Below are 22,098 nucleotides of genomic sequence, written 5' to 3'. Positions count from 1 at the left end.
CTTGGCAGAGTATCTGCGCCGGCATCACCCATATTAAGGGCATCCACTACCAAGCCCTAAGCCACCCGGAGGACACTATGTCGAAGTCGGTTCAACTCATCAAAGATCATGACGTCAAGTGGATTGATCTGCGCTTCACGGACACCAAAGGCACTCAGCACCACGTGACCATGCCGGCTCGCGATGCGCTGGAAGACGACTTCTTCGAAGTCGGCAAGATGTTCGACGGTTCCTCCATCGCTGGCTGGAAAGGCATCGAAGCCTCCGACATGATCCTGCTGCCGGACGACGACACTGCCGTGCTCGACCCGTTCACCGAAGACGCCACCCTGATCCTGGTGTGCGACATCATCGAACCGTCGACCATGCAAGGTTACGATCGTGACCCGCGCGCCATTGCTCACCGCGCCGAGGAATACCTGAAGACCACCGGTATCGGTGACACCGTCTTCGCCGGTCCAGAACCGGAATTCTTCATCTTCGACGAAGTGAAGTTCAAGTCGGACATCTCCGGCTCGATGTTCAAGATCTACTCCGAACAAGGTTCGTGGATGTCCGACCAGGACATCGAAGGCGGCAACAAAGGTCACCGTCCTGGCGTCAAAGGTGGCTACTTCCCGGTTCCGCCGTTCGACCACGACCACGAAATCCGTACTGCCATGTGCAACGCACTGGAAGAGATGGGCCAGACCGTTGAAGTTCACCACCACGAAGTGGCGACTGCCGGTCAGAACGAAATTGGTGTCAAGTTCAACACCCTGGTGAAGAAAGCTGACGAAGTTCAGACTCTGAAATACGTTGTACACAACGTTGCCGACGCTTACGGCCGCACCGCGACCTTCATGCCGAAGCCACTGTACGGCGACAACGGCTCGGGCATGCACGTCCACATGTCCATCGCCAAAGACGGCAAGAACACCTTCGCTGGCGAAGGCTATGCCGGCCTGTCCGAAACCGCCCTGTACTTCATCGGCGGTATCATCAAGCACGGTAAAGCGCTGAACGGCTTCACCAACCCGGCCACCAACTCCTACAAGCGTCTGGTGCCAGGTTTCGAAGCCCCGGTAATGCTGGCCTACTCGGCTCGCAACCGTTCCGCCTCGATCCGTATTCCTTACGTCAACAGCCCACGCGGCCGTCGTATCGAAGCACGCTTCCCGGATCCGGCTGCCAACCCGTACCTGGCATTCGCAGCTCTGCTGATGGCCGGCCTGGACGGTATCCAGAACAAGATCCACCCAGGCGATGCCGCTGACAAAAACCTGTACGACCTGCCGCCTGAAGAGGCGAAAGAGATCCCACAAGTTTGCGGCAGCCTGAAAGAAGCCCTGGAAGAGCTGGACAAGGGCCGTGCGTTCCTGACCAAGGGCGGCGTGTTCTCCGACGACTTCATCGACGCTTACATCGCGCTGAAATCCGAAGAAGAAATCAAGGTTCGTACCTTCGTACACCCACTGGAATATGAGCTGTACTACAGCTGCTGATCCGGTAGCGCCGCGCTAAGCGGCGTGACAAAAAGAGGCCTCCTTCGGGAGGCCTTTTTTATCGCCCGGATTTTATGGCCGCCCCATATTCCTGCAGGAGTGAGCCTGCTCGCGATAGCGGTGGGTCATTGCAAGTGAGAGTGACGGATACAACGTCATCGCGAGCAGGCTCACTCCTACGGGAGATTTTGGCGTCCGAATGATTTCCGGATCTGTCTCGGGTTGGGCCAACCGCCGCACCTCGCCTATGCTGCACCCCATCGCTTTCTTTCCCGGTCGATTTCATGGGTCGCACCTTTCTCTACATCCTGCTGCTGATCGCCCTGCCCGCCGCCGCGCAGATCTACAAGTACACCGACGCCAACGGCCACACGGTGTACAGCGATCACTCGCCGGACGGCGTACAGGCGCAGCCAGTGGAGCTGCCGCCGCTCAACAGCGTCGAACCACAGGTACCGCGCGCCCCGGCGCCCGCCAGCACGGACAATCGCCCAGCGGCCCGCAACGCTTATGCAGTGCTGGAGCTGACCGGCCTGCCTACCGAAGAAGCCCTGCGCGCCAACAACGGCACCTTCACCGTCAACGTGCTGATCAAGCCGCGCCTGCAGTCGCCGCACCAACTCAGGCTGGTATTGGACGACGCGCCTTACGGCCAGTCGAGCAACGTGCCGATCCTGCAACTGGTGAATATTGATCGCGGGGAGCATCGTCTCGCGGTGCAAGTGATCGACGGCGAAGCGATCATCCAGCAGAGCCCGGCGGTGACGTTCACCGTGCAGCGGGTGCACACGCCATGAGGATTTTCTGGCTGATCCTGTGCCTGTTCGCTCTGCCCGTTCACGCCGAGGTCTTCACCTATGTCGATGCCCAGGGCAATCGCGTCTACACCGACCAGCCGCGTGGCAACGCCAAGCGTGTGCCCATCGCGACCAGCAACCGCATGTCGGCTAATCCCACGGCGGATGCGCCGCTGCGCGCGACACAAAAATCCCCGGAACCACCGCTGTTCCACTACGACATGCTGCGCATCCTGATCCCCGAGCCGGACGCGACCATTCGCAGCAGCGCGGGCGAGGTGATCGTCAGCGTCACCAGCGAACCGGGCCTGCAGCAGGGCCATCGCTACCGCCTGCTGCTCGACGGCCAGGCCACTGGCGAGCCAGGCCTGAGCCCGGTGTTCCCGTTGAGTAACATCGACCGTGGCAGCCACCACTTGTCGGTGGAAATCCTTGATGAACAGGGCCGTATCGTCGAACGCACCGCCAACCAGTCGTTCCACATGCTGCGCATCTCGCTGGCGCAGAAACGTCAGGTCAAACCCTGCGTCAGCGAAGACTACGGCGTACGCCCGGAATGTCCGCTGAAAGACAAACCGCCCGAGCCGAAAAACCCCTTCCTGCGTTTCTTCTAACGCCGTTCAGCTTTGCGCACTATATTGGTGCAATAGACTGCACCGTACCCACATTCCAACCCATTTTGGTTCGAAACTTCCCGTTCCAGCCGCAATGGCGCCACGCAAACGAGCGTCAAACGCCCGTTTCAGGGGTTGAACGCTTCTTTTCGGAGCCTTGGTTTGGTTTTTGCATTTTCCGTTTAACGACGCCTGCTTCTTGCGCACGCTCCGCCCCCAAAAGAGGCTCCGATGACTATTAGCGACGCAATCCACCGTTTGCTGCTCGACAACCTGACCACCGCCACCATTCTGCTCGACGCCGAATTGCGCCTCGAATACATGAACCCGGCGGCGGAAATGCTGCTGGCCATCAGCGGCCAGCGCAGCCATGGGCAGTTCATCAGCGAGCTGTTCACCGAGTCCACCGAAGCGCTCAACTCGCTGCGCCAGGCGGTGGAGCAGGCGCACCCGTTCACCAAACGCGAAGCCATGCTCACCGCCCTCACCGGCCAGACCCTGACCGTGGACTACGCGGTGACGCCAATCCTCAGCAACGGTGCAACCATGCTTCTGCTGGAAGTGCACCCGCGTGACCGGCTGCTGCGGATCACCAAGGAAGAGGCGCAACTGTCCAAACAGGAAACCAGCAAGATGCTGGTGCGCGGCCTCGCCCATGAGATCAAGAATCCCCTCGGCGGCATTCGTGGCGCGGCGCAGTTGCTGGCCCGCGAACTGCCGGAAGACAGTCTGCGCGACTACACCAACGTGATCATTGAAGAGGCCGACCGCCTGCGCAATCTGGTTGATCGCATGCTCGGCTCGAACAAGCTGCCGTCGCTGGCCATGTGCAACGTCCACGAAGTGCTGGAGCGTGTCTGCCAATTGGTCGAGGCGGAAAGTCAGGGCTGCATCACGCTGGTGCGCGATTACGACCCGAGCATTCCCGACGTGTTGATCGACCGCGAGCAAATGATTCAGGCCGTGCTGAACATCGTGCGCAACGCCATGCAGGCGATCAGCAGCCAGAACGAGCTGCGCCTGGGCCGCATCAGCCTGCGCACGCGAACGATGCGCCAGTTCACCATCGGCCACGTCCGCCATCGTCTGGTGACCAAGATCGAGATCATCGACAACGGCCCGGGGATCCCGGCGGAACTTCAGGAAACCATTTTCTTTCCCATGGTCAGCGGTCGTCCGGACGGTACCGGACTGGGCCTGGCCATTACCCAGAACATCATCAGCCAGCACCAGGGCCTGATCGAGTGTGACAGCCATCCAGGCCACACCACGTTCTCGATCTTTCTGCCACTGGAACAAGGAGCCACATCGACATGAGCCGTAGTGAAACTGTGTGGATCGTCGATGACGACCGTTCTATCCGTTGGGTTCTGGAAAAGGCCTTGCAGCAGGAAGGCATGACCACCCAGAGCTTCGACAGCGCCGATGGCGTGATGAGTCGCCTGGCCCGCCAGCAACCTGACGTGATCATTTCCGACATCCGCATGCCCGGCGCCAGCGGCCTCGACCTGCTCGCACGGATTCGCGAACAACACCCACGGTTGCCGGTCATCATCATGACCGCTCACTCCGACCTGGACAGCGCCGTCGCCTCCTATCAGGGCGGCGCATTCGAATACCTGCCCAAGCCGTTCGACGTGGATGAAGCGGTATCGCTGGTCAAACGCGCCAACCAGCACGCGCAGGAACAACAAGGCCTGGAAGTCGTGCCCGCGCTGACCCGCACCCCGGAAATCATCGGCGAAGCGCCGGCGATGCAGGAAGTGTTTCGCGCCATCGGCCGCTTGAGCCACTCCAACATCACCGTGCTGATCAACGGCGAATCCGGCACCGGTAAAGAACTGGTGGCCCACGCCCTGCACCGCCACAGCCCGCGCGCGGCCTCGCCGTTCATCGCACTGAACATGGCGGCGATCCCCAAGGACCTGATGGAGTCCGAGCTGTTCGGCCACGAAAAAGGCGCGTTCACCGGCGCGGCCAACCTGCGTCGCGGCCGCTTCGAACAGGCTGACGGCGGGACGCTGTTCCTCGATGAAATCGGCGACATGCCCGCCGATACCCAGACGCGTCTGTTACGGGTTCTCGCGGACGGCGAGTTCTATCGCGTTGGCGGGCACGTGCCGGTCAAAGTCGATGTGCGGATCATCGCCGCGACGCACCAGAATCTGGAAACCCTGGTACACGCCGGGAAATTCCGCGAGGACTTGTTCCACCGCCTCAACGTGATCCGCATCCACATCCCGCGCCTGTCGGATCGTCGTGAAGACATTCCGACCCTGGCCAAGCATTTCCTCAGCCGCGCCGCGCAAGAATTGGCGGTCGAGCCGAAGCTGTTGAAAAGCGAGACCGAGGAATACCTGAAAAACCTGCCGTGGCCGGGCAACGTTCGGCAGCTGGAGAACACGTGCCGCTGGATCACCGTAATGGCCTCCGGGCGCGAAGTGCATATCAGCGATCTGCCGCCAGAGTTGCTGAGCCTGCCGCAGGATTCGGCGCCGGTGACCAACTGGGAGCAGGCGCTGCGCCAGTGGGCCGATCAGGCCTTGGCCCGTGGCCAGTCGAGTTTGCTCGACAGCGCGGTACCGGCGTTTGAGCGGATCATGATCGAGACTGCGCTCAAGCACACAGCCGGTCGGCGTCGTGATGCGGCGGTATTACTCGGTTGGGGTCGCAACACCCTGACGCGCAAGATCAAGGAATTGGGGATGAAGGTTGATGGTGGCGATGATGAGGAGGGGGATGAGGGTTAAGGCGCCGTTCGCTAAAACCTTCTTCGCATTCGCCATCCAGCCCCTCACCCCAGCCCTCTCCCAATGGGAGAGGGGGCCGACCGAGTCGGTCATGCACTGTCCATCGACCTGACGTGTTGAGTCGACTTTGGATTCGGCAAAGCAATTTCACCTCGGCGTATCTCTTCGACATCCCTCGGTCAGTCCCCTCTCCCTCTGGGAGAAGGGCCGACCGAGTCGGTCATGCACTGTCCATCGACCTGACGCATTGGGTCGACTTTGGATTCGGCAAAGCAATTTCACCTCGGCGTATCTCTTCGACATCCCTCGTTCAGTCCCCTCTCCCTCTGGGAGAGGGTTAGGGTGAGGGGCTTTCGTGCACCACCACAATGCACGTTGACCCGCGATTGCGCACAGCCCTCAGTAAAAAACCGCCCCTGGAATCACCGCAAAACTTGAATTTTAAAATCACGAAAGCCCCGGATTACGGGGCTTTCGGGTTTCTGAAAACTGCTTTAGTTTGAAAAAATGAAAACCTGGCACGCGCCCTGCAACAACCCTCACAGGTGATTCGATTCACCACCCGTTTCGGGGACCTTGGTACAGGCAGGCCGGGGAATCCCCTCTTTACACCGGGCGCACACCGCAACGCGATGCGCCCACCCTTTTGGGATCCTTGGTACAGGCAGGCCGGGGGTTCCCTCTTTACATCGGACCGACGCTTTCAGCGAAGTCCACCCGTTTTGGGAACCCTGGTACAGGCAGGCCGGGGATTCCCGCTTTTATTGCTCCCGGAGATGGATCTCCAGCCGCCAGCGGTCATCGACCTGGCTCCCGGCCCAGTCCCCCTGCAGCGGCCGTGCCGCCAGCACCGTCAGCAACAAACCACCATCACTCACACGCGTACGCCAATTGACGTCCTTGCCGTTGAGCTTGAGCTGGCCCTTCTGCGCCTTGCCCTCAGCCTGGAACAGCAACGCCACCGCGCCGTCGACGATCTCGCCGTGCAGTTTGGGTTCATTGTTGAACCACACCACCAGGCCGCCGTCAGTCACCTCGACCTGCTGCAACACGCTCGGATCCGGCGTGGTCAGGCGGCCGATCATCAGCCCGACCATCAGCCCGAAAATCGCCAGCGAACCGATCACCCGCGGGAATAGTTTCGAACGCGGGTCCGCTTGCGGCGTAGAATGCGCGTCATCTTTACCTTCGGAGCCGTGCATGTTTCACGTCATCCTTTTCCAACCAGAAATTCCGCCGAATACCGGCAACGTTATCAGGCTGTGCGCCAACAGCGGCTGCCACCTGCATTTGATCGAACCCTTGGGTTTCGAGATGGACGACAAGCGTCTGCGCCGCGCCGGTCTCGACTACCACGAATATGCCACCCTGCAGCGCCACGCCGATCTGGCCAGTTGCCTGGAAAGCCTGGGCAACCCGCGCTTGTTCGCGTTTACCACCAAGGGCTCGCGACCGTTTCATGATGCCGCGTTTGTCCCGGGCGATGCATTCATCTTCGGACCGGAAAGCCGTGGCCTGCCGCCTGAGGTACTGGACGCCCTGCCGGCAGAACAGCGCCTGCGCCTGCCGATGCGCGAAGGCTGCCGCAGCCTGAACCTGTCCAACACCGTGGCGGTGGCCGTGTACGAAGCGTGGCGGCAGAACGACTTCAAATAAACACCCAAAACAACTGTGGGAGCGAGCCTGCTCGCGATTACGGCCTGTCAGCGACATTGATGTCTCTGACAAACCGCTTTCGCGAGCAGGCTCGCTCCCACAGGGGTAGAGCTGAACCGCTTATTGTACGGTTGGCGTCTCGCCGCTTTCCTGCATGCGCTGCAGCTCTTGCGCGTAGAGGGCGTCGAAGTTCACCGGGGCCAGCATCAGGGCCGGGAACGAACCACGGGTCACCAGGCTGTCCAGGGTTTCGCGCGCGTACGGGAACAGGATGTTCGGGCAGAACGCACCCAGGGTGTGGCTCATCGAAGCCGCGTCCAGGTTTTTGATCAGGAAGATACCGGCCTGTTGCACTTCAGCGATGAACGCCACTTCGTCACCGTTTTTCACGGTCACGGACAGGGTCAGCACGACTTCGTAGAAATCACCTTCCAGTTCTTTCTGGCGAGTGTTCAGATCCAGACCGACGCTCGGGTCCCACTGCTGGCGGAAGATCGCCGGGCTTTTCGGGGCTTCGAACGACAGGTCGCGTACGTAGATGCGCTGCAAGGAGAATTGCGGTGCGGTTTCTTCTTCGCTGGCTGCAGTGTTCTGTTGGTCAGTCATCTCAGATCCTTTCTGATCTTGGGTCTTTTAGGGATTGCTGTACGTGGGTGCAGCCGTTCAAGCCTTGAGCAGCGCGTCGAGCTTGCCGGCGCGCTCCAGGGCATACAAATCATCACAACCGCCGATGTGCTTGTCGCCGATCCAGATCTGCGGCACGGATGTGCGTCCGGCCTTCTGGGTCATGGCAGCACGAATCTGCGGCTTGCCATCGACCTTGATCTCTTCGAAGGCCACACCTTTGTTCGCGAGCAATTGCTTGGCTCGCATGCAATAAGGGCAGTAATCGCTGGAATAGACGATGACTTCGCTCATATCACTTCACCAGCGGCAGGTTGTCGCCTTTCCAGCTGGAGATCCCGCCGGACAGCTTGGCGGCGGTGAAGCCGGATTTCATCAGTTCGCGGGCATGGGTGCCGGCGGTCTGGCCCAGGGCGTCAACCAGAATGATGGTCTTGGCCTTGTGTTTTTCCAGCTCGCCGATGCGCGCAGCCAGTTTGTCCTGAGGAATGTTCACCGCGCCAACGATGTGGCCGGCAGCAAAATCCTTGGCCGGACGGATGTCCACCACCACGCCTGCATCTTTATTGACCAGTGCGGTCAGCTCACCGGTGCTCAGGCTTTTACCGCCGCCCTGCATCGTGTGCGCCAGCAGCAGAGCCAGCAGTACGACGAAGATACCGACAAGAATGTAGTGGTTAGTGGCAAATTCAATCAGGTGAGCAACCATCGAAGGAGGTTCCAGGGCGTTAAAATGTCGGCCAGTATACACAGCCCCCAAGGTGGGCCAAACCCCGTCCGGCGGTGACGTGGTCGGAACTAAGCATTAAACTCGCCACTCCCTTTTCCATCGCCCTCTTCTTTATTAGCCACGAGTGGATTCCATGACTACCACGCCTAAACCTTTGGTCCTGATGATTCTCGACGGCTTCGGTCACAGTGACAGCCACGAATCCAATGCCGTGTACGCGGCGAAGAAGCCAGTCCTTGATCGCCTCTGGGCCAGCGTGCCGAACGGCTTGATCTCGGGCAGCGGCATGGACGTCGGCCTGCCGGACGGCCAGATGGGCAACTCCGAAGTCGGCCACATGAACCTCGGCGCCGGCCGCGTGGTGTATCAGGACTTCACCCGCGTGACCAAAGCGATCCGCGACGGCGAGTTCTTCGACAACCCGACTCTCTGCGCCGCTGTGGATAACGCCGTGGCCGCCGGCAAAGCCGTGCACTTCATGGGCCTGCTGTCCGATGGCGGCGTACACAGCCACCAGGATCACCTGATCGCCATGGCCGAACTGGCCTTCAAGCGCGGCGCCGAAAAAATCTACCTGCACGCCTTCCTCGATGGCCGCGACACACCGCCGAAAAGCGCCACGTCGTCGATCGAACTGCTCGACGCGACCTTCCAGGCGCTCGGCAAGGGCCGCATCGCCAGCATCGTCGGTCGCTACTACGCGATGGACCGTGACAACCGTTGGGACCGCGTATCTCAGGCCTACAACCTGATCGTCGACGGCAACGCCGAATTCAACGCCGCCACCGCCCAGGAAGGCCTCGACGCCGCCTACGCCCGTGGCGAGAGCGACGAATTCGTCAAAGCCACCACCATCGGCGAGCCGGTCAAGGTCGAAGACGGCGACGCCGTGGTGTTCATGAACTTCCGCGCCGACCGCGCCCGCGAGCTGACCCGCGTATTCGTCGAAGACGATTTCAAGGAGTTCGAGCGCGCGCGCCAGCCGAAACTGGCCGGTTTCGTCATGCTGACCCAATACGCCGCCAGCATCCCTGCGCCGTCGGCCTTCGCCCCCGGCAGCCTGGAAAACGTGCTCGGCGATTATCTGGCAAAGAACGGCAAGACCCAGCTGCGCATCGCTGAAACCGAGAAATATGCGCACGTGACCTTCTTCTTCTCCGGCGGTCGTGAAGAACCGTTCCCGGGCGAGGAGCGGATTCTGATCCCGTCGCCGAAAGTCGCCACCTACGACCTGCAGCCGGAAATGAGCGCGCCGGAAGTCACCGACCGCATCGTCGAGGCGATCGAGAACCAGCGTTACGACGTGATCGTGGTCAACTACGCCAACGGCGACATGGTCGGCCACAGCGGTGTGTTCGAAGCGGCGGTGAAGGCCGTTGAATGCCTCGACACCTGCGTCGGCCGTATCGTCGATGCTCTGGAAAAGGTGGGCGGCGAAGCGCTGATCACCGCCGACCACGGTAACGTCGAGCAAATGGCTGACGAATCCACCGGCCAGGCGCACACCGCCCACACCACTGAGCCAGTGCCATTCATTTATGTCGGCAAGCGTGACCTCAAGGTCCGCGAAGGCGGCGTCCTGGCGGACGTGGCACCGACCATGCTGATGCTGCTGGGCCTGGAAAAACCGGCGGAAATGACCGGCACCTCGATTCTGGTCTGACCCGAATCGCCAAAACACCGCAAAACCCTGTGGGAGCTGGCTTGCCAGCGATAGCAATCTGACAGCCAACATCTATGTTGAATGTGCAGACGCCATCGCTGGCAAGCCAGCTCCCACAGTGGTTTATGGGGTTTTCGAAATGGAATTACGCCTGTCTGGCGCTCCAGTTATCACACAGCCCCAATTGGGCGTTTTTTTTGCAGCGTCGGGCGGGCATACTAGGCCGTCCCTTACCCTGGTGCCGCCCGCCCCTATGCTTCGCGTCCTGATCGCCCTTGCTCTGACATGCCTGCTCCAACCGGCCTTCGCTGACGAGCGCGCGCAAACCCAACAGCAGTTGGACGCCACGCGTCAGGACATTGCCGAGTTGAAAAAACTGCTGGGCAAGCTGCAGGAAGAAAAATCCGGCGTGCAGAAAGAGCTCAAGGGCACCGAAACCGAGATGGGCAAGCTCGAGAAGCAGGTCGATGCCCTGCAAAAAGAGCTGAAGAAAAGCGAATCCGAGTTGCAGCGGCTCGATGCGGAGAAAAAAAAACTCCAGAGCGCGCGCACTGAACAACAGCGACTGATCGCCATCCAGGCCCGCGCGGCCTACCAGAACGGTCGTCAGGAATACCTCAAGCTGCTGCTCAACCAGCAGAATCCCGAGAAATTCGCCCGTACCCTCACCTATTACGATTACCTGAGCCAGGCCCGTCTGGAGCAGTTGAAAAGCTTCAACGAAACCCTGCGCCAGTTGGCCAATGTCGAAAAAGACATCGCTCTGCAGCAGGCGCAATTGCTGGTGCAGAAAAGCAGCCTCGACACCCAGCGCGACGAGCTGGAAAAGGTCCGCAAGGAACGCCAGCAAGTCCTCGCCAAGCTCAATGACGACGTGAAAGCCCGCGACCAGAAACTGGCCGCCCGCGAGCAGGATCAGGCAGACCTGTCTAAAGTCCTTAAAACCATTGAAGAAACCCTGGCCCGCCAGGCCCGTGAGGCAGAAGAAGCGCGGCAGAAAGCGCTGATCGCCCAGCAGGAAGCGGAAAAAAAGCGTTTGCGTGAGGCGCAGGCTGAAAACAGCGACGCCCCACGAAAACCCGCCAGATCCACCCCAGGCGCGCTGGTTTCCAGCAGCGGCGAGACCTTCGGTGGCCCTTTTGCTGCAACCCGGGGAAAACTTCCGTGGCCGGTTGATGGTCGACTGCTGGCACGCTTCGGCGAAAGCCGTGGCGACGATGCCCGTACCAAATGGGACGGCGTAATGATCAGCGCTTCCGCCGGCAGTCAGGTGCACGCCGTACACGGCGGTCGTGTGGTATTCGCCGACTGGTTACGCGGTGCCGGGCTGCTGGTGATCCTCGATCACGGCAACGGTTTTCTGAGTCTTTATGGTCACAACCAGACGCTGCTCAAGTCGGCAGGTGACGTGGTAAAAGCCGGTGAATCCATCTCCACTGTCGGTAACAGTGGTGGCCAGGACACGCCTGCGCTGTATTTCGCAATTCGTCAGCAGGGTCACCCGAGTGATCCGGCGCAATGGTGTCGTGCGCAAGGATAAGCGCACCGCCTAATTAAGGAGTTCGTTCGACATGCTGCATTTGTCCCGTCTTACCTCGCTGGCCCTGACGATCGCCCTGGTGATCGGCGCGCCTCTGGCGTTCGCTGCTCAGCCAGCCCCGGCCGTCGCTCCGGCAGGCACTGCCGCGACCGCCAAGGCACCGTTGCCGCTGGAAGAGTTGCGCACCTTTGCCGAGGTCATGGACCGGATCAAGGCCGCCTACGTCGAGCCGGTGGACGACAAGACCCTGCTGGAAAACGCGATCAAGGGCATGCTCAGCAACCTCGATCCGCACTCCGCCTACCTGGGCCCTGAAGACTTCACCGAGTTGCAGGAAAGCACCAGCGGCGAATTCGGCGGGCTGGGCATCGAAGTCGGCTCCGAAGACGGCTTCATCAAGGTCGTCTCGCCGATCGACGACACGCCTGCATCGAAGGCCGGCATTCAGGCCGGTGACTTCATCGTCAAGATCAACGGCCAGCCGACTCGCGGCCAGACCATGACCGAAGCCGTCGACAAGATGCGCGGCAAGATCGGCCAGAAGATCACCCTGACCCTGGTCCGCGACGGCGGCACGCCGTTCGACGTGACCCTGGCCCGCGCCGTGATTCAGGTCAAGAGCGTCAAGTCGCAGCTGCTGGAATCGGGCTACGGCTACATCCGCATCACTCAGTTCCAGGTCAAGACCGGCGAAGAGGTCTCCAAGGCCCTGGCGAAGATGCGCAAGGACAACGGCAAGAAGCTCAAAGGCATCATTCTCGACCTGCGTAACAACCCGGGCGGTGTACTGCAGGCGGCGGTGGAAGTGGTCGACCACTTCATCACCAAAGGCCTGATCGTCTACACCAAGGGCCGGATCGCCAACTCCGAACTGCGCTTCTCTGCCACCGGCAAGGACGAAAGCGAAGCCGTGCCGATGGTCGTGCTGATCAACGGTGGCAGCGCCTCGGCCTCGGAAATCGTCGCCGGCGCCCTGCAGGATCAGAAACGCGCCGTGGTCATGGGCACCACCAGTTTCGGCAAGGGCTCGGTGCAAACCGTGCTGCCGCTGAACAACGACCGCGCGCTGAAGATCACCACGGCGTTGTACTTCACGCCGAATGGCCGTTCGATCCAGGCTCAGGGCATCGTCCCGGACATCGAAGTGCGCAAGGCCAAGATCACCAACGAAGCGGACGGCGACTACTTCAAGGAAGCCGACCTGCAAGGTCACCTGGGCAACGGCAACGGCGGCGCGGACAAGCCGACCGGCTCCGGCGCCAAGCCTAAGGCAATGCCGCAGGATGACGATTACCAGTTGGCCCAGGCCCTGAGCCTGCTCAAAGGCCTGAGCATTACATCCGGCCGTTGAGGATGTCTTGGCGTTTCCTTTTCGTCCTGCTGTGCTGTCTGGCGGGTGCTGCTCATGCAGAGCCCGCCAGCCCCACGCCACACAAAGCCTACCTGACGCTGATCATTGACGACCTGGGGCAGAACCTGCCCCGGGATCGCCGCGTGCTGGCCCTGCCCGGCCCGGTGACCACGGCGATCATGCCTGACACGCCTCACGCCACCGAATTCGCCCGCGAGGCCCATCGCGCCGGCAAGATCGTCATCCTGCACATGCCGATGGATCCGGCCACCGGCCCGTACGCCTGGCACCCGGAATTGCCGATCGAAGAGCTTGAGAAGCGCCTCGACGCAGCGTTCAAAAAGGTGCCGTACACGGCGGGCATCAACAATCACATGGGTAGCCGCATGACTGCTCAGCCCGTGGCGATGGCCTGGCTGATGGGCGAGTTGCAGCGGCGGCACAAGTTCTTCGTCGACAGCCGCACCAGCGCGCAGACCGTGGCCGCGCAGCAAGCGCAGAAGATCAATCTGGCGAGCGTCTCGCGGGATGTGTTCCTGGATGACGAGCGCACCGAAGCGGCGATTTTCACCCAGTTGCAAACAGCGATCAGTCTCGCCCGCAAACAGGGCTCGGCGGTGATGATCGGCCACCCTTACCCGCAAACGCTGGCGGTGCTGGAGCGCGAGCTGCCCAAGCTGAAGGCCCAGGGCATCGACTGGATCGACATCAGGCAAATGATCAGCGTGCGCAGCAATCGCGCCATGAGCGGACATGGCAAAGACGGGATTTATCGGTAATACCGGGTAACGCTCTATACATAGTTACCGCCAGCAATCCTGCTGGCTTCCGGATAGTGAGACCTGCAACAGGTCGTGGCTCCCCCGAGCCGCTTTCAACTATCAGGATTGACTATGACTCTCGAAGAAAACGCTGCCTCGCCACACAGGCCAATGCAGCCCATCACGCACGACAACCTGCTGATCAACTTCACAACCGAGTTTCATCGGGTCTGGAGTATCAATGGTGCAAAGGCAAAACCTGGAACTTTCTGGCGCCCCACACCTGCTCCGGATGCATTGCCGGGTTACTTTCCACTGGGCGATCTGTTCATTCCCGGCAGTTTCAACATTAACGGCGACATGGTCTCGGCTGTCGTCTGCGAGAAGGACTTGAAAGGGGCGAAAAACAGTAAAGGCAACGCGCTGGCCAAGCCTGCCGATTTCGAACTGGTCTGGAATGAGTCCCCGTCACCCAGTGTTACGCGCACATCCATATGGCGCCCGATCCCCCCAGCAGGCTACGTCGCCCTGGGCCTGGTGTGCGCCAGTGACCACCGTAAGCCATCACCCAATACCGTCCGGTGCGTGAGGGCCGATCTGGTTGTAGAGGCAACTGTCGGGGATCTGCTGTGGAATGACAAAGGCACGGGCGCAAAACTCAGTTTCAGCGCCTGGACCATACAGCCACCCACTGCCGAGCCGGGCGAAATCTGTTTTGCTCCCGGCACCTTTGTGGGCGTAGAGACCTACAACAAACCCACAGCGCCCGGCGCTGCTTATGCGTTACGGATGCAGATCCCGATGCAAATCACCGCAGCACCCCAAGCTCCGATGCTCACCGGGTATGCGCACCCTCCGAGTAGCGAAGCCGTCAAAGTCACTCAGGTTGCCCGCCTGCCTTGGTTTGCGGTCAGAGACCACGCCGATCCCGCCGAGCAGTTTTTCAGCTCGCCCTATTACGAGCTGAAAAGAACAGACGAATATGTGTTGATTGGTCATGACCACAACACCTCGGACAACACCCGTGCGGCCAAATGGATCACCCACCGAACACAAAACCCGATAGGGCTACGCGTGTTCAGCGGCTTGACGTCGATTGAAATCGACAAGGCCTGGCCATCCGTGGCGTTGAGCGATAGACGGGTGACGAAACTTTCGGCCCGCCTGCCGGAAGAACACTTCACTCATACCGAAAACTCTGCGAGCGGCTGGATGGAATCACGTCCTCAGGCCGTCATCGCCATGGTTGCGAAGCAGACTGCCATCGCGGTCTACCAGATGGAAAGTCATTACAAACTCATACGTGAGGACGGCACTCAGGTGGCCGTCGAATTCCGCTATACCGACGACTCCAGCTTTCATCTGACGCAATTTCCGCCGGAACAAATCGAGATTGCCAACGCGTGCCCGCAACTGACCAGGAGCACACCGCCAGGCTCCGAGGACAGTGGTGGTGCGGTCGACATCATTGCACCGTCAGCGCTGGAACTACCGACTGCTACAGATAGCGCCCCATGATCTCGTCGACAACCCCATCCTTGCGCATTTGATCCAGTGCAGCCTGCAACTTGGCAACGACTGTATCTGACACATCCTTGTTCAGTGCCAGATACAGTTCTGCGCTGTTGAAGCGCAGCACAGTCTTGAGGCCGGTAACACCGTCCTGCCGCGCCAGATACCGTCCGGCAGGATCGCCTGTGGCCCACAAATCAATCTGCCCGCCGACCAGTTTTTTCGCATTGTCCTGATCACGCAGCACCACAATCGGCTTCAGCCCCTGCTTGGCCAGTGTCTCGGCAATGGCATCCCCTTTGTAGGCGCCGATCTTGTATTGGCGCGCATCCTCGAGGGTTTCGAGAGTGATCTTGCTGTCAGCCTTGGCCAACATAATCCAGTCGTCAGGGCCGATCGGGCCGACCCATTTGAAGAGTTTTTCCCGGTCCGGCAGACGCGCCATCACGAAGGCACCGTAACCGGGGTTTTCCAGGGCGAGTTTGTAGACGCGTTCCCAAGGAAAACGCAGAGTCAGGCTGTAAGTGATCCCGGCACGCTGGAACATTTCACGGACGATATCGGTGGCGATGCCATTGATGTTCTCGCCCTGGGCGAAATTTTTGCCGTTCTTCGCCATGTTATAGGGCGGGAAGTTTTCGGTGAGCAGCACCAGATCGGTGTCGGGACTGTTTTCGGCACGGGCATTGTTGATCAACAACAAAGAGGCACTGGCGAGAACAAGGAGCAGGCGTTTGATCATGTCGGGCTACCGGAATCCATGGCGTGCCCAAGAGTGCCTTGGGTGCGCCATGGTGTCCACTGGCCCGTACGGTTTAGCGCATTACGATGCCGCGTTTGGCCATATACGCTTTTGCTTCCTGCACGGTGTATTCGCCGAAGTGGAAAATACTCGCCGCCAGCACTGCGCTCGCGTGGCCTTCAATGATGCCGTCGGCCAGATGCTGCAGGTTGCCGACGCCGCCGGAAGCGATGACCGGAATGCCCAGCGCATCGCTGATGGCGCGGGTCACGCCAAGGTCGAAGCCGTTTTTCATGCCGTCCTGATCCATGCTGGTCAGCAGGATCTCGCCGGCGCCGAGGCCTTCCATTTTCTTCGCCCACTCGACCGCATCGAGGCCGGTCGGCTTGCGCCCGCCGTGGGTGAAGATTTCCCAGCGCGGGGTTTCGCCCGGGCCTGAGACTTTCTTCGCGTCGATGGCGACGACGATGCACTGCGAGCCGAAATGCTGTGCGGCTTCGCCGACAAACTCAGGGTTGAACACCGCTGCGGTGTTGATCGAGACCTTGTCCGCACCGGCATTGAGCAGGTTGCGAATGTCCTGCACGGTGCGCACGCCGCCGCCCACGGTCAGCGGGATGAACACCTGGCTGGCCATGCGCTCGACGGTATGCAGCGTAGTGTCGCGGCCATCGACGCTGGCGGTGATGTCGAGGAAGGTAATCTCGTCGGCACCCTGCTCGTCATAGCGCCGGGCGATTTCCACCGGGTCACCGGCGTCGCGGATGTTTTCGAACTTCACACCTTTGACGACCCGGCCGTTGTCCACGTCCAGGCAAGGGATGATGCGTTTGGCCAGCGCCATGGTCAGTCCTCAGCCTTTGTACGAATCGCAGAAAGCTTGCGCTTCGGCGACGTCGAGGGTGCCTTCGTAGATCGCCCGGCCAGTGATGGCGCCGATGATGCCTGGCGCCTTGGCGTCGAGCAGCGACTTGATGTCACCCAGATTGTGGATACCGCCGGAAGCGATCACCGGGATCTTCGTGGCAGCGGCCAGCGCAGCGGTAAACGGCACGTTGCAACCCTGCATCATGCCGTCTTTGGCGATGTCGGTATAAACGATCGAGGAGACGCCGTCGGCTTCAAACTGCTTGGCCAGATCAATGACCTGCACGGTGCTGATTTCAGCCCAGCCATCGGTGGCGACAAAACCGTCTTTGGCATCCAGACCGACGATGATCTTGCCCGGGAACGCGCGGCAGGCCTCAGCGACGAAGGCCGGGTCTTTAACGGCTTTGGTACCGATGATCACGTAGCTCACGCCAGCCTTGACGTAGTGCTCGATGGTTTCCAGCGAACGGATGCCGCCACCGATCTGGATCGGCAAAGTCGGATAGCGCTTGGCGATCGCAGTGACCACTTCGCCGTTGACTGGCTGGCCTTCGAACGCGCCATTCAGATCGACCAGATGCAGACGGCGGCAACCGCCCTCCACCCACTTGGCAGCCATGCTCACCGGGTCATCGGAGAACACTGTGGAATCTTCCATGCGGCCCTGGCGCAGACGTACGCAGGCACCGTCTTTAAGATCGATAGCAGGAATAATTAGCATGCTTTTCCTTCGTCAAAGAGCTGCAAGCTGCAAGCTTTAAGCTGCAAGCGCGCACGTGTGTCTGATTCTTGCAGCTGACAGCTTGAAGCTTGCCGCTGCTCCTAATTTTTTTCGAGCGCCCACAGGTCGCTTTCGATGCTTTCAAACCGCTCTTTGAGGTGGGTCTGCACATCGAAAATCGCCCTGTTGTAATAGTGCGGAGCAATTTCGCGGGTAAACAGCTCAAGAATTTCCGCCGCTTCGAACGAACCCAGGTCCAGTTCGAATCGGTCTTCCATGAACCGCTGGATCTTGCGATTGGCCTCGTTTTCCTGCTCGGGAGTGAGGGTCAGGATCGGCGGCTTGGACTTCTTGGCAGCCATTTACCAGCGACCGTCCCACGCGGCGAAGTTCTGCAGCAGTTGCAGGCCATGGGTATGGCTCTTCTCCGGGTGGAACTGCACGGCGAAACGCGAGCCATCGGCCAGTGCTGCGGCGAAATCGAGCCCGTAATGACCGCTGCCCACCACCTGCCGCGCGTTGGCGGCGGCGATGTAGTAGCTGTGCACGAAGTAGAAACGCGCCATGTCCGGAATATCGTGCCACAGCGGGTGACTGACCTTCTGCTTCACCTCGTTCCAGCCCATATGCGGGACTTTCAGGTGCTCGCCGTCTTCATGCAGGTCTTTGCCGAAGAACTTCACCGCCCCCGGGAACAGGCCGATGCAGTCAACGCCGTCGTTCTCTTCGCTGGTGTCGAGCAAGGCTTGCATGCCGACGCAGATGCCGAGGAACGGACGATCCTGGCTGACTTCACGCACCAGCGAGTCGAAACCGAGGCGACGAATTTCCGCCATGCAGTCGCGAATCGCGCCAACACCGGGGAAGACCACGCGGTCGGCTTCGCGGATCACGTCGGCATCGCTGGTGATCAGCACCTTGCCGGCACCGACGTGCTCGAGGGCCTTGGCCACCGAGTGCAGGTTGCCCATGCCGTAGTCGATAACTGCAACCGTCTGCATTACAGGACGCCTTTGGTCGATGGCATTTGCCCGGCCATGCGCTCGTCCAGCTCGACGGCCATGCGCAGGGCGCGGCCGAAAGCCTTGAACACGGTTTCGATCTGGTGGTGGGTGTTGGTGCCACGCAGGTTGTCGATGTGCAGGCTGACCAGTGCGTGGTTGACGAAGCCCTGGAAGAATTCCTGGAACAGGTCAACGTCGAAGCCGCCCACGGTGGCGCGGGTGTACGGCACGTGCATCTGCAGGCCCGGGCGGCCGGAGAAGTCGATCACCACACGCGACAGCGCTTCATCGAGCGGCACATAGGCGTGACCGTAGCGACGGATGCCTTTCTTGTCGCCGATGGCTTTGGCGAAGGCCTGGCCGAGGGTGATACCGACGTCTTCCACGGTATGGTGGTCGTCGATATGCAGATCGCCCTTGCATTCAATATCCAGGTCGATCAACCCGTGACGGGCGATCTGATCCAGCATGTGCTCAAGAAAAGGAACACCGATATCGAATCGGGCCTTTCCGGTGCCATCAAGGTTGATCGAGGCTTTGATCTGGGTTTCCAGAGTGTCGCGCTCGACAGACGCCTTACGTTCGGCCATCACCAGCTCCGCAAAATCATTGGGCGAAAAAGGCAGCCATTATAGGCACGCGGGGCCGAAACAGAAACACGAGACGCAATATCGCTGACGGACAGAAGTCCCGGCTGTCGCGGGTAGACATGTCCATACAAGCCATTACAGGCACCCCAAAAACAACTGTAGGAGTGAGCCTGCTCGCGATCAGTACCTGGCAATCAACATTTCTGTGACTGTCAGACCGCTATCGCGAGCAGGGCTCACTCCTACAGGGGTACTGCGTTTTTACTTAGTGAAACAGTACCGCCGTTTTCTGCAGGGTCACCCACACACCCCACGCCAACGGAATCCCCACCACCAGCCATGCTGCGACGGCCAACGGCTTGCTGCCCGGCGCGGCTTTCCACTCCAGAACCGTAGTCGCGTCAGCACCTTTGTCGTGGCCCAGCGCCTGTTCGGCAGCCAGTTCAGCGTCGGTCATGAAGTACTTGTCAGCCACCGGACGAACCAGCAGGTTGCACAGGAAGCCCAGCACCAGCAGGCCGGCGAGGATGTACAGGGTGATGTCGTAGGCAGCCGCGCGGTCAACGCCGATGCTCAACTGGTACTCACGCAGGTAGTTCACCAACACCGGACCGAGCACACCGGCTGCCGCCCAGGCGGTCAGCAGACGACCGTGGATCGCACCCACCATCTGCGTACCGAACAGGTCGGCCAGATACGCCGGCACCGTGGCGAAACCACCGCCGTACATCGACAGAATGATGCAGAACGCCGCCACGAACAGCGCGACGTTGCCCAGGTGACCGAGGTTCGGGATCAATGCGTACAGGGCAAAACCCAGGGCGAAGAACACGAAGTAGGTGTTTTTGCGACCCAGGTAGTCGGAGAACGACGCCCAGAAGAACCGGCCACCGATGTTGAACAGGCTCAGCAGACCGGTGAAACCGGCAGCAATTGCGGCAATCGAAGCCAGTTGCCCGGCATCCAGTTGGCCGAACGGCACGTCAACACCCAGCAGGCGGCCACCGAACACTTCCTGCAACAGCGGCGAGGCCATGCCCAGAATGCCGATCCCGGCGGACACGTTCAGGCACAGCACCAGCCACACCAGACGGAATTGCGGGGTTTTCCACGCCACATTCACGTGCACGTGACGGTGGGTGATCATCGCGTTCGACGCTTTCTTCGCCGGCGCGGTCCAGCCTTCAGGCTTCCAGCCGGTTGGCGGCACGCGGTAGGCCAGGGCGCCACCGATCATGAACACAAAGTAGATCGCAGCCATGGCCACGAAGCTCTGCCAGACGCCGACACCGGCCGGCGAAGCGAAGTGGCTCATCAGCGCAGTCGCCAGCGGTGCACCGACCATCGCGCCGCCACCGAAACCCATGATTGCCATGCCGGTGGCCATGCCGCGCTTGTCCGGGAACCACTTGATCAGGGTCGAGACCGGCGAGATGTAGCCCAGGCCCAGACCGATACCGCCGATCACGCCGGAGCCGATCCACATCAGCCAGATCTGGTGGGTATAGATACCCAGCGCCGAAATCAGCAGACCGCCGCACCAGCACAGTGCCGATACCACACCGGCCTTGCGTGGGCCGGCGTGTTCCAGCCAGCCGCCCCAGATGGCTGCCGAGCAGCCGAGGAAGATGAAGAACAGGGTGTAGATCCAGCCGAGCATCGAGATCGGCCAGTCACATTGCGACGAAAACACTTGTGCGATGAAGCTCATGTCCGGTGCGCAAGCCACTGGAGCGGTGACGCCCAGCGCCTTGGACAGCGGCAGCCAGAACACCGAGAAACCGTAGGCCATGCCGATGCACAGGTGGATGGCCAGAGCGGCCGGTGGTACCAGCCAGCGGTTGAAACCGGGCTTGGCGATGATGCGTTCCTTGGACAGGAACGCAGGCTGGTCGGCGCTAAGGCCGTCCGCCGTGATGCTCGTGCTCATTGTGTATCCCCCAATTATTAGTATGGTTCGCCAGCCACTGCTCACCCCCGGCCTTTATGCACGCAGGCATGACCGTTTTTTTGGGTGAAGCTCCTTGAAGGCGCGACGTTAAGTCGCAGAAGGACGGACGAACGGGCGAAGGTTACCATTTGCACGTGACAGAAAAACCAAACTGATATCACCTTTTTTCATGTCACCTGATCTCCTTACCTGCAGGCACTGCACAACGCTGCGATCGTTTGATCATTCTTGAAATCACCAACGGCAACAGATCGCGGCCTGCTGCGGCTCCTGCATAGCGCTTCACAAACGGAAAAATCATGCCTGTCATCGTTCAAACGCTTGAAGACGCCAGTTATCAGGATCAGCAGGATTTGCAGAAAATCTATCGCGATGCGCCGCAATGGCTGTTCGCACCGTTCACCGGCGCGGCCGATCTGATCGAAAACGCCCTCGCTGACGGCTGTTTGATTGCCGGACGTTTCAATGATCGCCTGCTCGGTGCCGGGCGCCTGACAAGGCACCACGGCGTTTGGCATCTGTCCCATTTATGTGTGCGAAAAATCACCCGGCGTCGCGGAGTTGCCGAGCGGCTGGTGAACCAAGCGCAAAAAATGGCGTCGCAAGCGGGGGCGGAACTGCGCCTGCTGGCACCCGCCGGACACCTTGAAGCGCAGGCGCTGGCGGCCAAATTGCACGTGCCACTGGAAGTAATAGCGACATGACGGCGCCCCGAACCGGGTGGATGCAGCGCTATAC

General features: G+C 60.4%; 23 protein-coding genes. 12 read left to right on the top strand and 11 right to left on the bottom strand.

The features are described 5' to 3' along the window. Positions 1–77: 77 nt before the first annotated feature. From glnA to ntrC, 5 genes are all read left to right on the top strand, one after another. Positions 78–1,484, top strand: a complete 1,407-nt coding sequence (gene glnA, locus HV782_RS02765; protein ID WP_007961736.1) for a glutamate--ammonia ligase — start codon at positions 78–80, stop codon at positions 1,482–1,484. A gap of 284 nt (positions 1,485–1,768) precedes the next feature. Beyond that, positions 1,769–2,281: a DUF4124 domain-containing protein gene (locus HV782_RS02760; RefSeq protein ID WP_128616284.1), complete on the top strand. Its 513-nt coding sequence runs from the start codon at positions 1,769–1,771 to the stop codon at positions 2,279–2,281. After that, positions 2,278–2,895: a DUF4124 domain-containing protein gene (locus HV782_RS02755; RefSeq protein WP_186748503.1), complete on the top strand. Its 618-nt coding sequence runs from the start codon at positions 2,278–2,280 to the stop codon at positions 2,893–2,895. The genes HV782_RS02760 and HV782_RS02755 overlap by 4 nt, the downstream gene beginning before the upstream one ends. Before the next feature lie 231 nt (positions 2,896–3,126). Continuing rightward, positions 3,127–4,212, top strand: coding sequence for a nitrogen regulation protein NR(II) (glnL, locus tag HV782_RS02750; RefSeq protein WP_007909240.1), 1,086 nt, complete (start codon positions 3,127–3,129; stop codon positions 4,210–4,212). Continuing rightward, positions 4,209–5,645: a nitrogen regulation protein NR(I) gene (gene ntrC, locus HV782_RS02745; protein ID WP_123470660.1), complete on the top strand. Its 1,437-nt coding sequence runs from the start codon at positions 4,209–4,211 to the stop codon at positions 5,643–5,645. Before glnL ends, ntrC begins: the two co-directional genes overlap by 4 nt. A 761-nt stretch (positions 5,646–6,406) precedes the next feature. On the opposite strand, the gene HV782_RS02740 is transcribed toward ntrC, so the two are convergent. Beyond that, positions 6,407–6,847: a hypothetical protein gene (locus HV782_RS02740; RefSeq protein WP_123470658.1), complete on the bottom strand. Its 441-nt coding sequence runs from the start codon at positions 6,845–6,847 to the stop codon at positions 6,407–6,409. Here HV782_RS02740 and HV782_RS02735 point away from each other — a divergent pair. After that, positions 6,846–7,301 carry a tRNA (cytidine(34)-2'-O)-methyltransferase gene (locus tag HV782_RS02735; protein WP_003220777.1) on the top strand — a complete coding sequence of 152 codons (456 nt, stop codon included), beginning with the start codon at positions 6,846–6,848 and terminating at the stop codon, positions 7,299–7,301. The two genes, HV782_RS02740 and HV782_RS02735, sit on opposite strands and share 2 nt — an antisense overlap. Before the next feature lie 120 nt (positions 7,302–7,421). On the opposite strand, the gene secB is transcribed toward HV782_RS02735, so the two are convergent. The 3 genes from secB to HV782_RS02720 are packed head-to-tail and all read right to left on the bottom strand — an operon-like array spanning position 7,422 to position 8,634. Beyond that, complete coding sequence (secB, locus tag HV782_RS02730) at positions 7,422–7,907, bottom strand: protein-export chaperone SecB (RefSeq protein WP_123470657.1); 486 nt, start codon at positions 7,905–7,907, stop codon at positions 7,422–7,424. A 57-nt stretch (positions 7,908–7,964) separates the two neighbouring features. Beyond that, positions 7,965–8,219 (bottom strand): glutaredoxin 3, encoded by a 255-nt coding sequence (gene grxC / locus HV782_RS02725; RefSeq protein ID WP_123470655.1) that lies wholly within the window; start codon positions 8,217–8,219, stop codon positions 7,965–7,967. A 1-nt stretch (position 8,220) separates the two neighbouring features. Further along, positions 8,221–8,634 carry a rhodanese-like domain-containing protein gene (locus HV782_RS02720; protein WP_083367280.1) on the bottom strand — a complete coding sequence of 138 codons (414 nt, stop codon included), beginning with the start codon at positions 8,632–8,634 and terminating at the stop codon, positions 8,221–8,223. 154 nt (positions 8,635–8,788) lie between these two features. Here HV782_RS02720 and gpmI point away from each other — a divergent pair, with 154 nt between their 5' ends. The 5 genes from gpmI (at position 8,789) to HV782_RS02695 (ending at position 15,488) form a co-directional block, all read left to right on the top strand. Then, positions 8,789–10,318 (top strand): 2,3-bisphosphoglycerate-independent phosphoglycerate mutase, encoded by a 1,530-nt coding sequence (gpmI, locus tag HV782_RS02715; protein ID WP_186748504.1) that lies wholly within the window; start codon positions 8,789–8,791, stop codon positions 10,316–10,318. Between the two features lie 253 nt (positions 10,319–10,571). Then, complete coding sequence (locus HV782_RS02710; protein ID WP_123470651.1) at positions 10,572–11,858, top strand: murein hydrolase activator EnvC family protein; 1,287 nt, start codon at positions 10,572–10,574, stop codon at positions 11,856–11,858. A gap of 31 nt (positions 11,859–11,889) precedes the next feature. Beyond that, on the top strand, positions 11,890–13,209 hold the full coding sequence (locus HV782_RS02705; RefSeq protein WP_123470649.1) for a S41 family peptidase: 1,320 nt from the start codon (positions 11,890–11,892) through the stop codon (positions 13,207–13,209). 2 nt (positions 13,210–13,211) lie between these two features. Further along, positions 13,212–13,988 carry a divergent polysaccharide deacetylase family protein gene (locus HV782_RS02700; RefSeq protein WP_123470647.1) on the top strand — a complete coding sequence of 259 codons (777 nt, stop codon included), beginning with the start codon at positions 13,212–13,214 and terminating at the stop codon, positions 13,986–13,988. 114 nt (positions 13,989–14,102) lie between these two features. Next, a complete protein-coding gene (locus HV782_RS02695) occupies positions 14,103–15,488 on the top strand; it encodes a Vps62-related protein (protein WP_186748505.1) in 1,386 nt (461 codons plus the stop codon). Here HV782_RS02695 and HV782_RS02690 read toward each other — a convergent pair. From HV782_RS02690 to HV782_RS02660, 7 genes are all read right to left on the bottom strand, one after another. Next, a complete protein-coding gene (locus HV782_RS02690; RefSeq protein WP_128616279.1) occupies positions 15,469–16,224 on the bottom strand; it encodes a substrate-binding periplasmic protein in 756 nt (251 codons plus the stop codon). The genes HV782_RS02695 and HV782_RS02690 overlap by 20 nt on opposite strands. Positions 16,225–16,297: 73 nt before the next feature. Continuing rightward, positions 16,298–17,068, bottom strand: a complete 771-nt coding sequence (gene hisF, locus HV782_RS02685; protein ID WP_090452593.1) for an imidazole glycerol phosphate synthase subunit HisF — start codon at positions 17,066–17,068, stop codon at positions 16,298–16,300. A gap of 9 nt (positions 17,069–17,077) precedes the next feature. Beyond that, a complete protein-coding gene (gene hisA, locus HV782_RS02680; RefSeq protein WP_007909210.1) occupies positions 17,078–17,815 on the bottom strand; it encodes a 1-(5-phosphoribosyl)-5-[(5-phosphoribosylamino)methylideneamino]imidazole-4-carboxamide isomerase in 738 nt (245 codons plus the stop codon). Positions 17,816–17,916: 101 nt separating this feature from the next. After that, positions 17,917–18,177: a DUF2164 domain-containing protein gene (locus HV782_RS02675; protein ID WP_003220751.1), complete on the bottom strand. Its 261-nt coding sequence runs from the start codon at positions 18,175–18,177 to the stop codon at positions 17,917–17,919. Beyond that, positions 18,178–18,816 (bottom strand): imidazole glycerol phosphate synthase subunit HisH, encoded by a 639-nt coding sequence (hisH, locus tag HV782_RS02670; RefSeq protein ID WP_123470642.1) that lies wholly within the window; start codon positions 18,814–18,816, stop codon positions 18,178–18,180. It lies immediately after the preceding gene. Continuing rightward, a complete protein-coding gene (gene hisB / locus HV782_RS02665) occupies positions 18,816–19,409 on the bottom strand; it encodes an imidazoleglycerol-phosphate dehydratase HisB (protein ID WP_007909204.1) in 594 nt (197 codons plus the stop codon). Before hisB ends, hisH begins: the two co-directional genes overlap by 1 nt. Before the next feature lie 265 nt (positions 19,410–19,674). Then, positions 19,675–21,339 (bottom strand): OFA family MFS transporter, encoded by a 1,665-nt coding sequence (locus HV782_RS02660; RefSeq protein ID WP_186748383.1) that lies wholly within the window; start codon positions 21,337–21,339, stop codon positions 19,675–19,677. Positions 21,340–21,659: 320 nt separating this feature from the next. On the opposite strand from HV782_RS02660, the gene HV782_RS02655 reads away from it, so the two are divergent. Further along, positions 21,660–22,064 (top strand): acetyl-CoA sensor PanZ family protein, encoded by a 405-nt coding sequence (locus HV782_RS02655; protein ID WP_186748385.1) that lies wholly within the window; start codon positions 21,660–21,662, stop codon positions 22,062–22,064. The last annotated feature ends 34 nt before the right edge of the window (positions 22,065–22,098 follow it).

Source organism: Pseudomonas monsensis (assembly GCF_014268495.2).
Taxonomy (GTDB): Bacteria; Pseudomonadota; Gammaproteobacteria; order Pseudomonadales; family Pseudomonadaceae; genus Aquipseudomonas; species Aquipseudomonas monsensis.
Note: the sequence above shows the minus strand (reverse complement) of the source record. Positions and strands in the feature narration are given on the sequence as shown.

What these genes read in the sequence shown, in the direction of transcription:
- glnA (WP_007961736.1), top strand. Translation starts at nt 78, where the DNA reads ATGTCGAAGTCGGTTCAACTCATCAAAGATCATGACGTCAAGTGGATT.
- HV782_RS02760 (WP_128616284.1), top strand. Translation starts at nt 1,769, where the DNA reads ATGGGTCGCACCTTTCTCTACATCCTGCTGCTGATCGCCCTGCCCGCC.
- HV782_RS02755 (WP_186748503.1), top strand. Translation starts at nt 2,278, where the DNA reads ATGAGGATTTTCTGGCTGATCCTGTGCCTGTTCGCTCTGCCCGTTCAC.
- glnL (WP_007909240.1), top strand. Translation starts at nt 3,127, where the DNA reads ATGACTATTAGCGACGCAATCCACCGTTTGCTGCTCGACAACCTGACC.
- ntrC (WP_123470660.1), top strand. Translation starts at nt 4,209, where the DNA reads ATGAGCCGTAGTGAAACTGTGTGGATCGTCGATGACGACCGTTCTATC.
- HV782_RS02735 (WP_003220777.1), top strand. Translation starts at nt 6,846, where the DNA reads ATGTTTCACGTCATCCTTTTCCAACCAGAAATTCCGCCGAATACCGGC.
- HV782_RS02740 (WP_123470658.1), bottom strand. Translation starts at nt 6,847, where the DNA reads ATGCACGGCTCCGAAGGTAAAGATGACGCGCATTCTACGCCGCAAGCG.
- secB (WP_123470657.1), bottom strand. Translation starts at nt 7,907, where the DNA reads ATGACTGACCAACAGAACACTGCAGCCAGCGAAGAAGAAACCGCACCG.
- grxC (WP_123470655.1), bottom strand. Translation starts at nt 8,219, where the DNA reads ATGAGCGAAGTCATCGTCTATTCCAGCGATTACTGCCCTTATTGCATG.
- HV782_RS02720 (WP_083367280.1), bottom strand. Translation starts at nt 8,634, where the DNA reads ATGGTTGCTCACCTGATTGAATTTGCCACTAACCACTACATTCTTGTC.
- gpmI (WP_186748504.1), top strand. Translation starts at nt 8,789, where the DNA reads ATGACTACCACGCCTAAACCTTTGGTCCTGATGATTCTCGACGGCTTC.
- HV782_RS02710 (WP_123470651.1), top strand. Translation starts at nt 10,572, where the DNA reads ATGCTTCGCGTCCTGATCGCCCTTGCTCTGACATGCCTGCTCCAACCG.
- HV782_RS02705 (WP_123470649.1), top strand. Translation starts at nt 11,890, where the DNA reads ATGCTGCATTTGTCCCGTCTTACCTCGCTGGCCCTGACGATCGCCCTG.
- HV782_RS02700 (WP_123470647.1), top strand. Translation starts at nt 13,212, where the DNA reads ATGTCTTGGCGTTTCCTTTTCGTCCTGCTGTGCTGTCTGGCGGGTGCT.
- HV782_RS02695 (WP_186748505.1), top strand. Translation starts at nt 14,103, where the DNA reads ATGACTCTCGAAGAAAACGCTGCCTCGCCACACAGGCCAATGCAGCCC.
- HV782_RS02690 (WP_128616279.1), bottom strand. Translation starts at nt 16,224, where the DNA reads ATGATCAAACGCCTGCTCCTTGTTCTCGCCAGTGCCTCTTTGTTGTTG.
- hisF (WP_090452593.1), bottom strand. Translation starts at nt 17,068, where the DNA reads ATGGCGCTGGCCAAACGCATCATCCCTTGCCTGGACGTGGACAACGGC.
- hisA (WP_007909210.1), bottom strand. Translation starts at nt 17,815, where the DNA reads ATGCTAATTATTCCTGCTATCGATCTTAAAGACGGTGCCTGCGTACGT.
- HV782_RS02675 (WP_003220751.1), bottom strand. Translation starts at nt 18,177, where the DNA reads ATGGCTGCCAAGAAGTCCAAGCCGCCGATCCTGACCCTCACTCCCGAG.
- hisH (WP_123470642.1), bottom strand. Translation starts at nt 18,816, where the DNA reads ATGCAGACGGTTGCAGTTATCGACTACGGCATGGGCAACCTGCACTCG.
- hisB (WP_007909204.1), bottom strand. Translation starts at nt 19,409, where the DNA reads ATGGCCGAACGTAAGGCGTCTGTCGAGCGCGACACTCTGGAAACCCAG.
- HV782_RS02660 (WP_186748383.1), bottom strand. Translation starts at nt 21,339, where the DNA reads ATGAGCACGAGCATCACGGCGGACGGCCTTAGCGCCGACCAGCCTGCG.
- HV782_RS02655 (WP_186748385.1), top strand. Translation starts at nt 21,660, where the DNA reads ATGCCTGTCATCGTTCAAACGCTTGAAGACGCCAGTTATCAGGATCAG.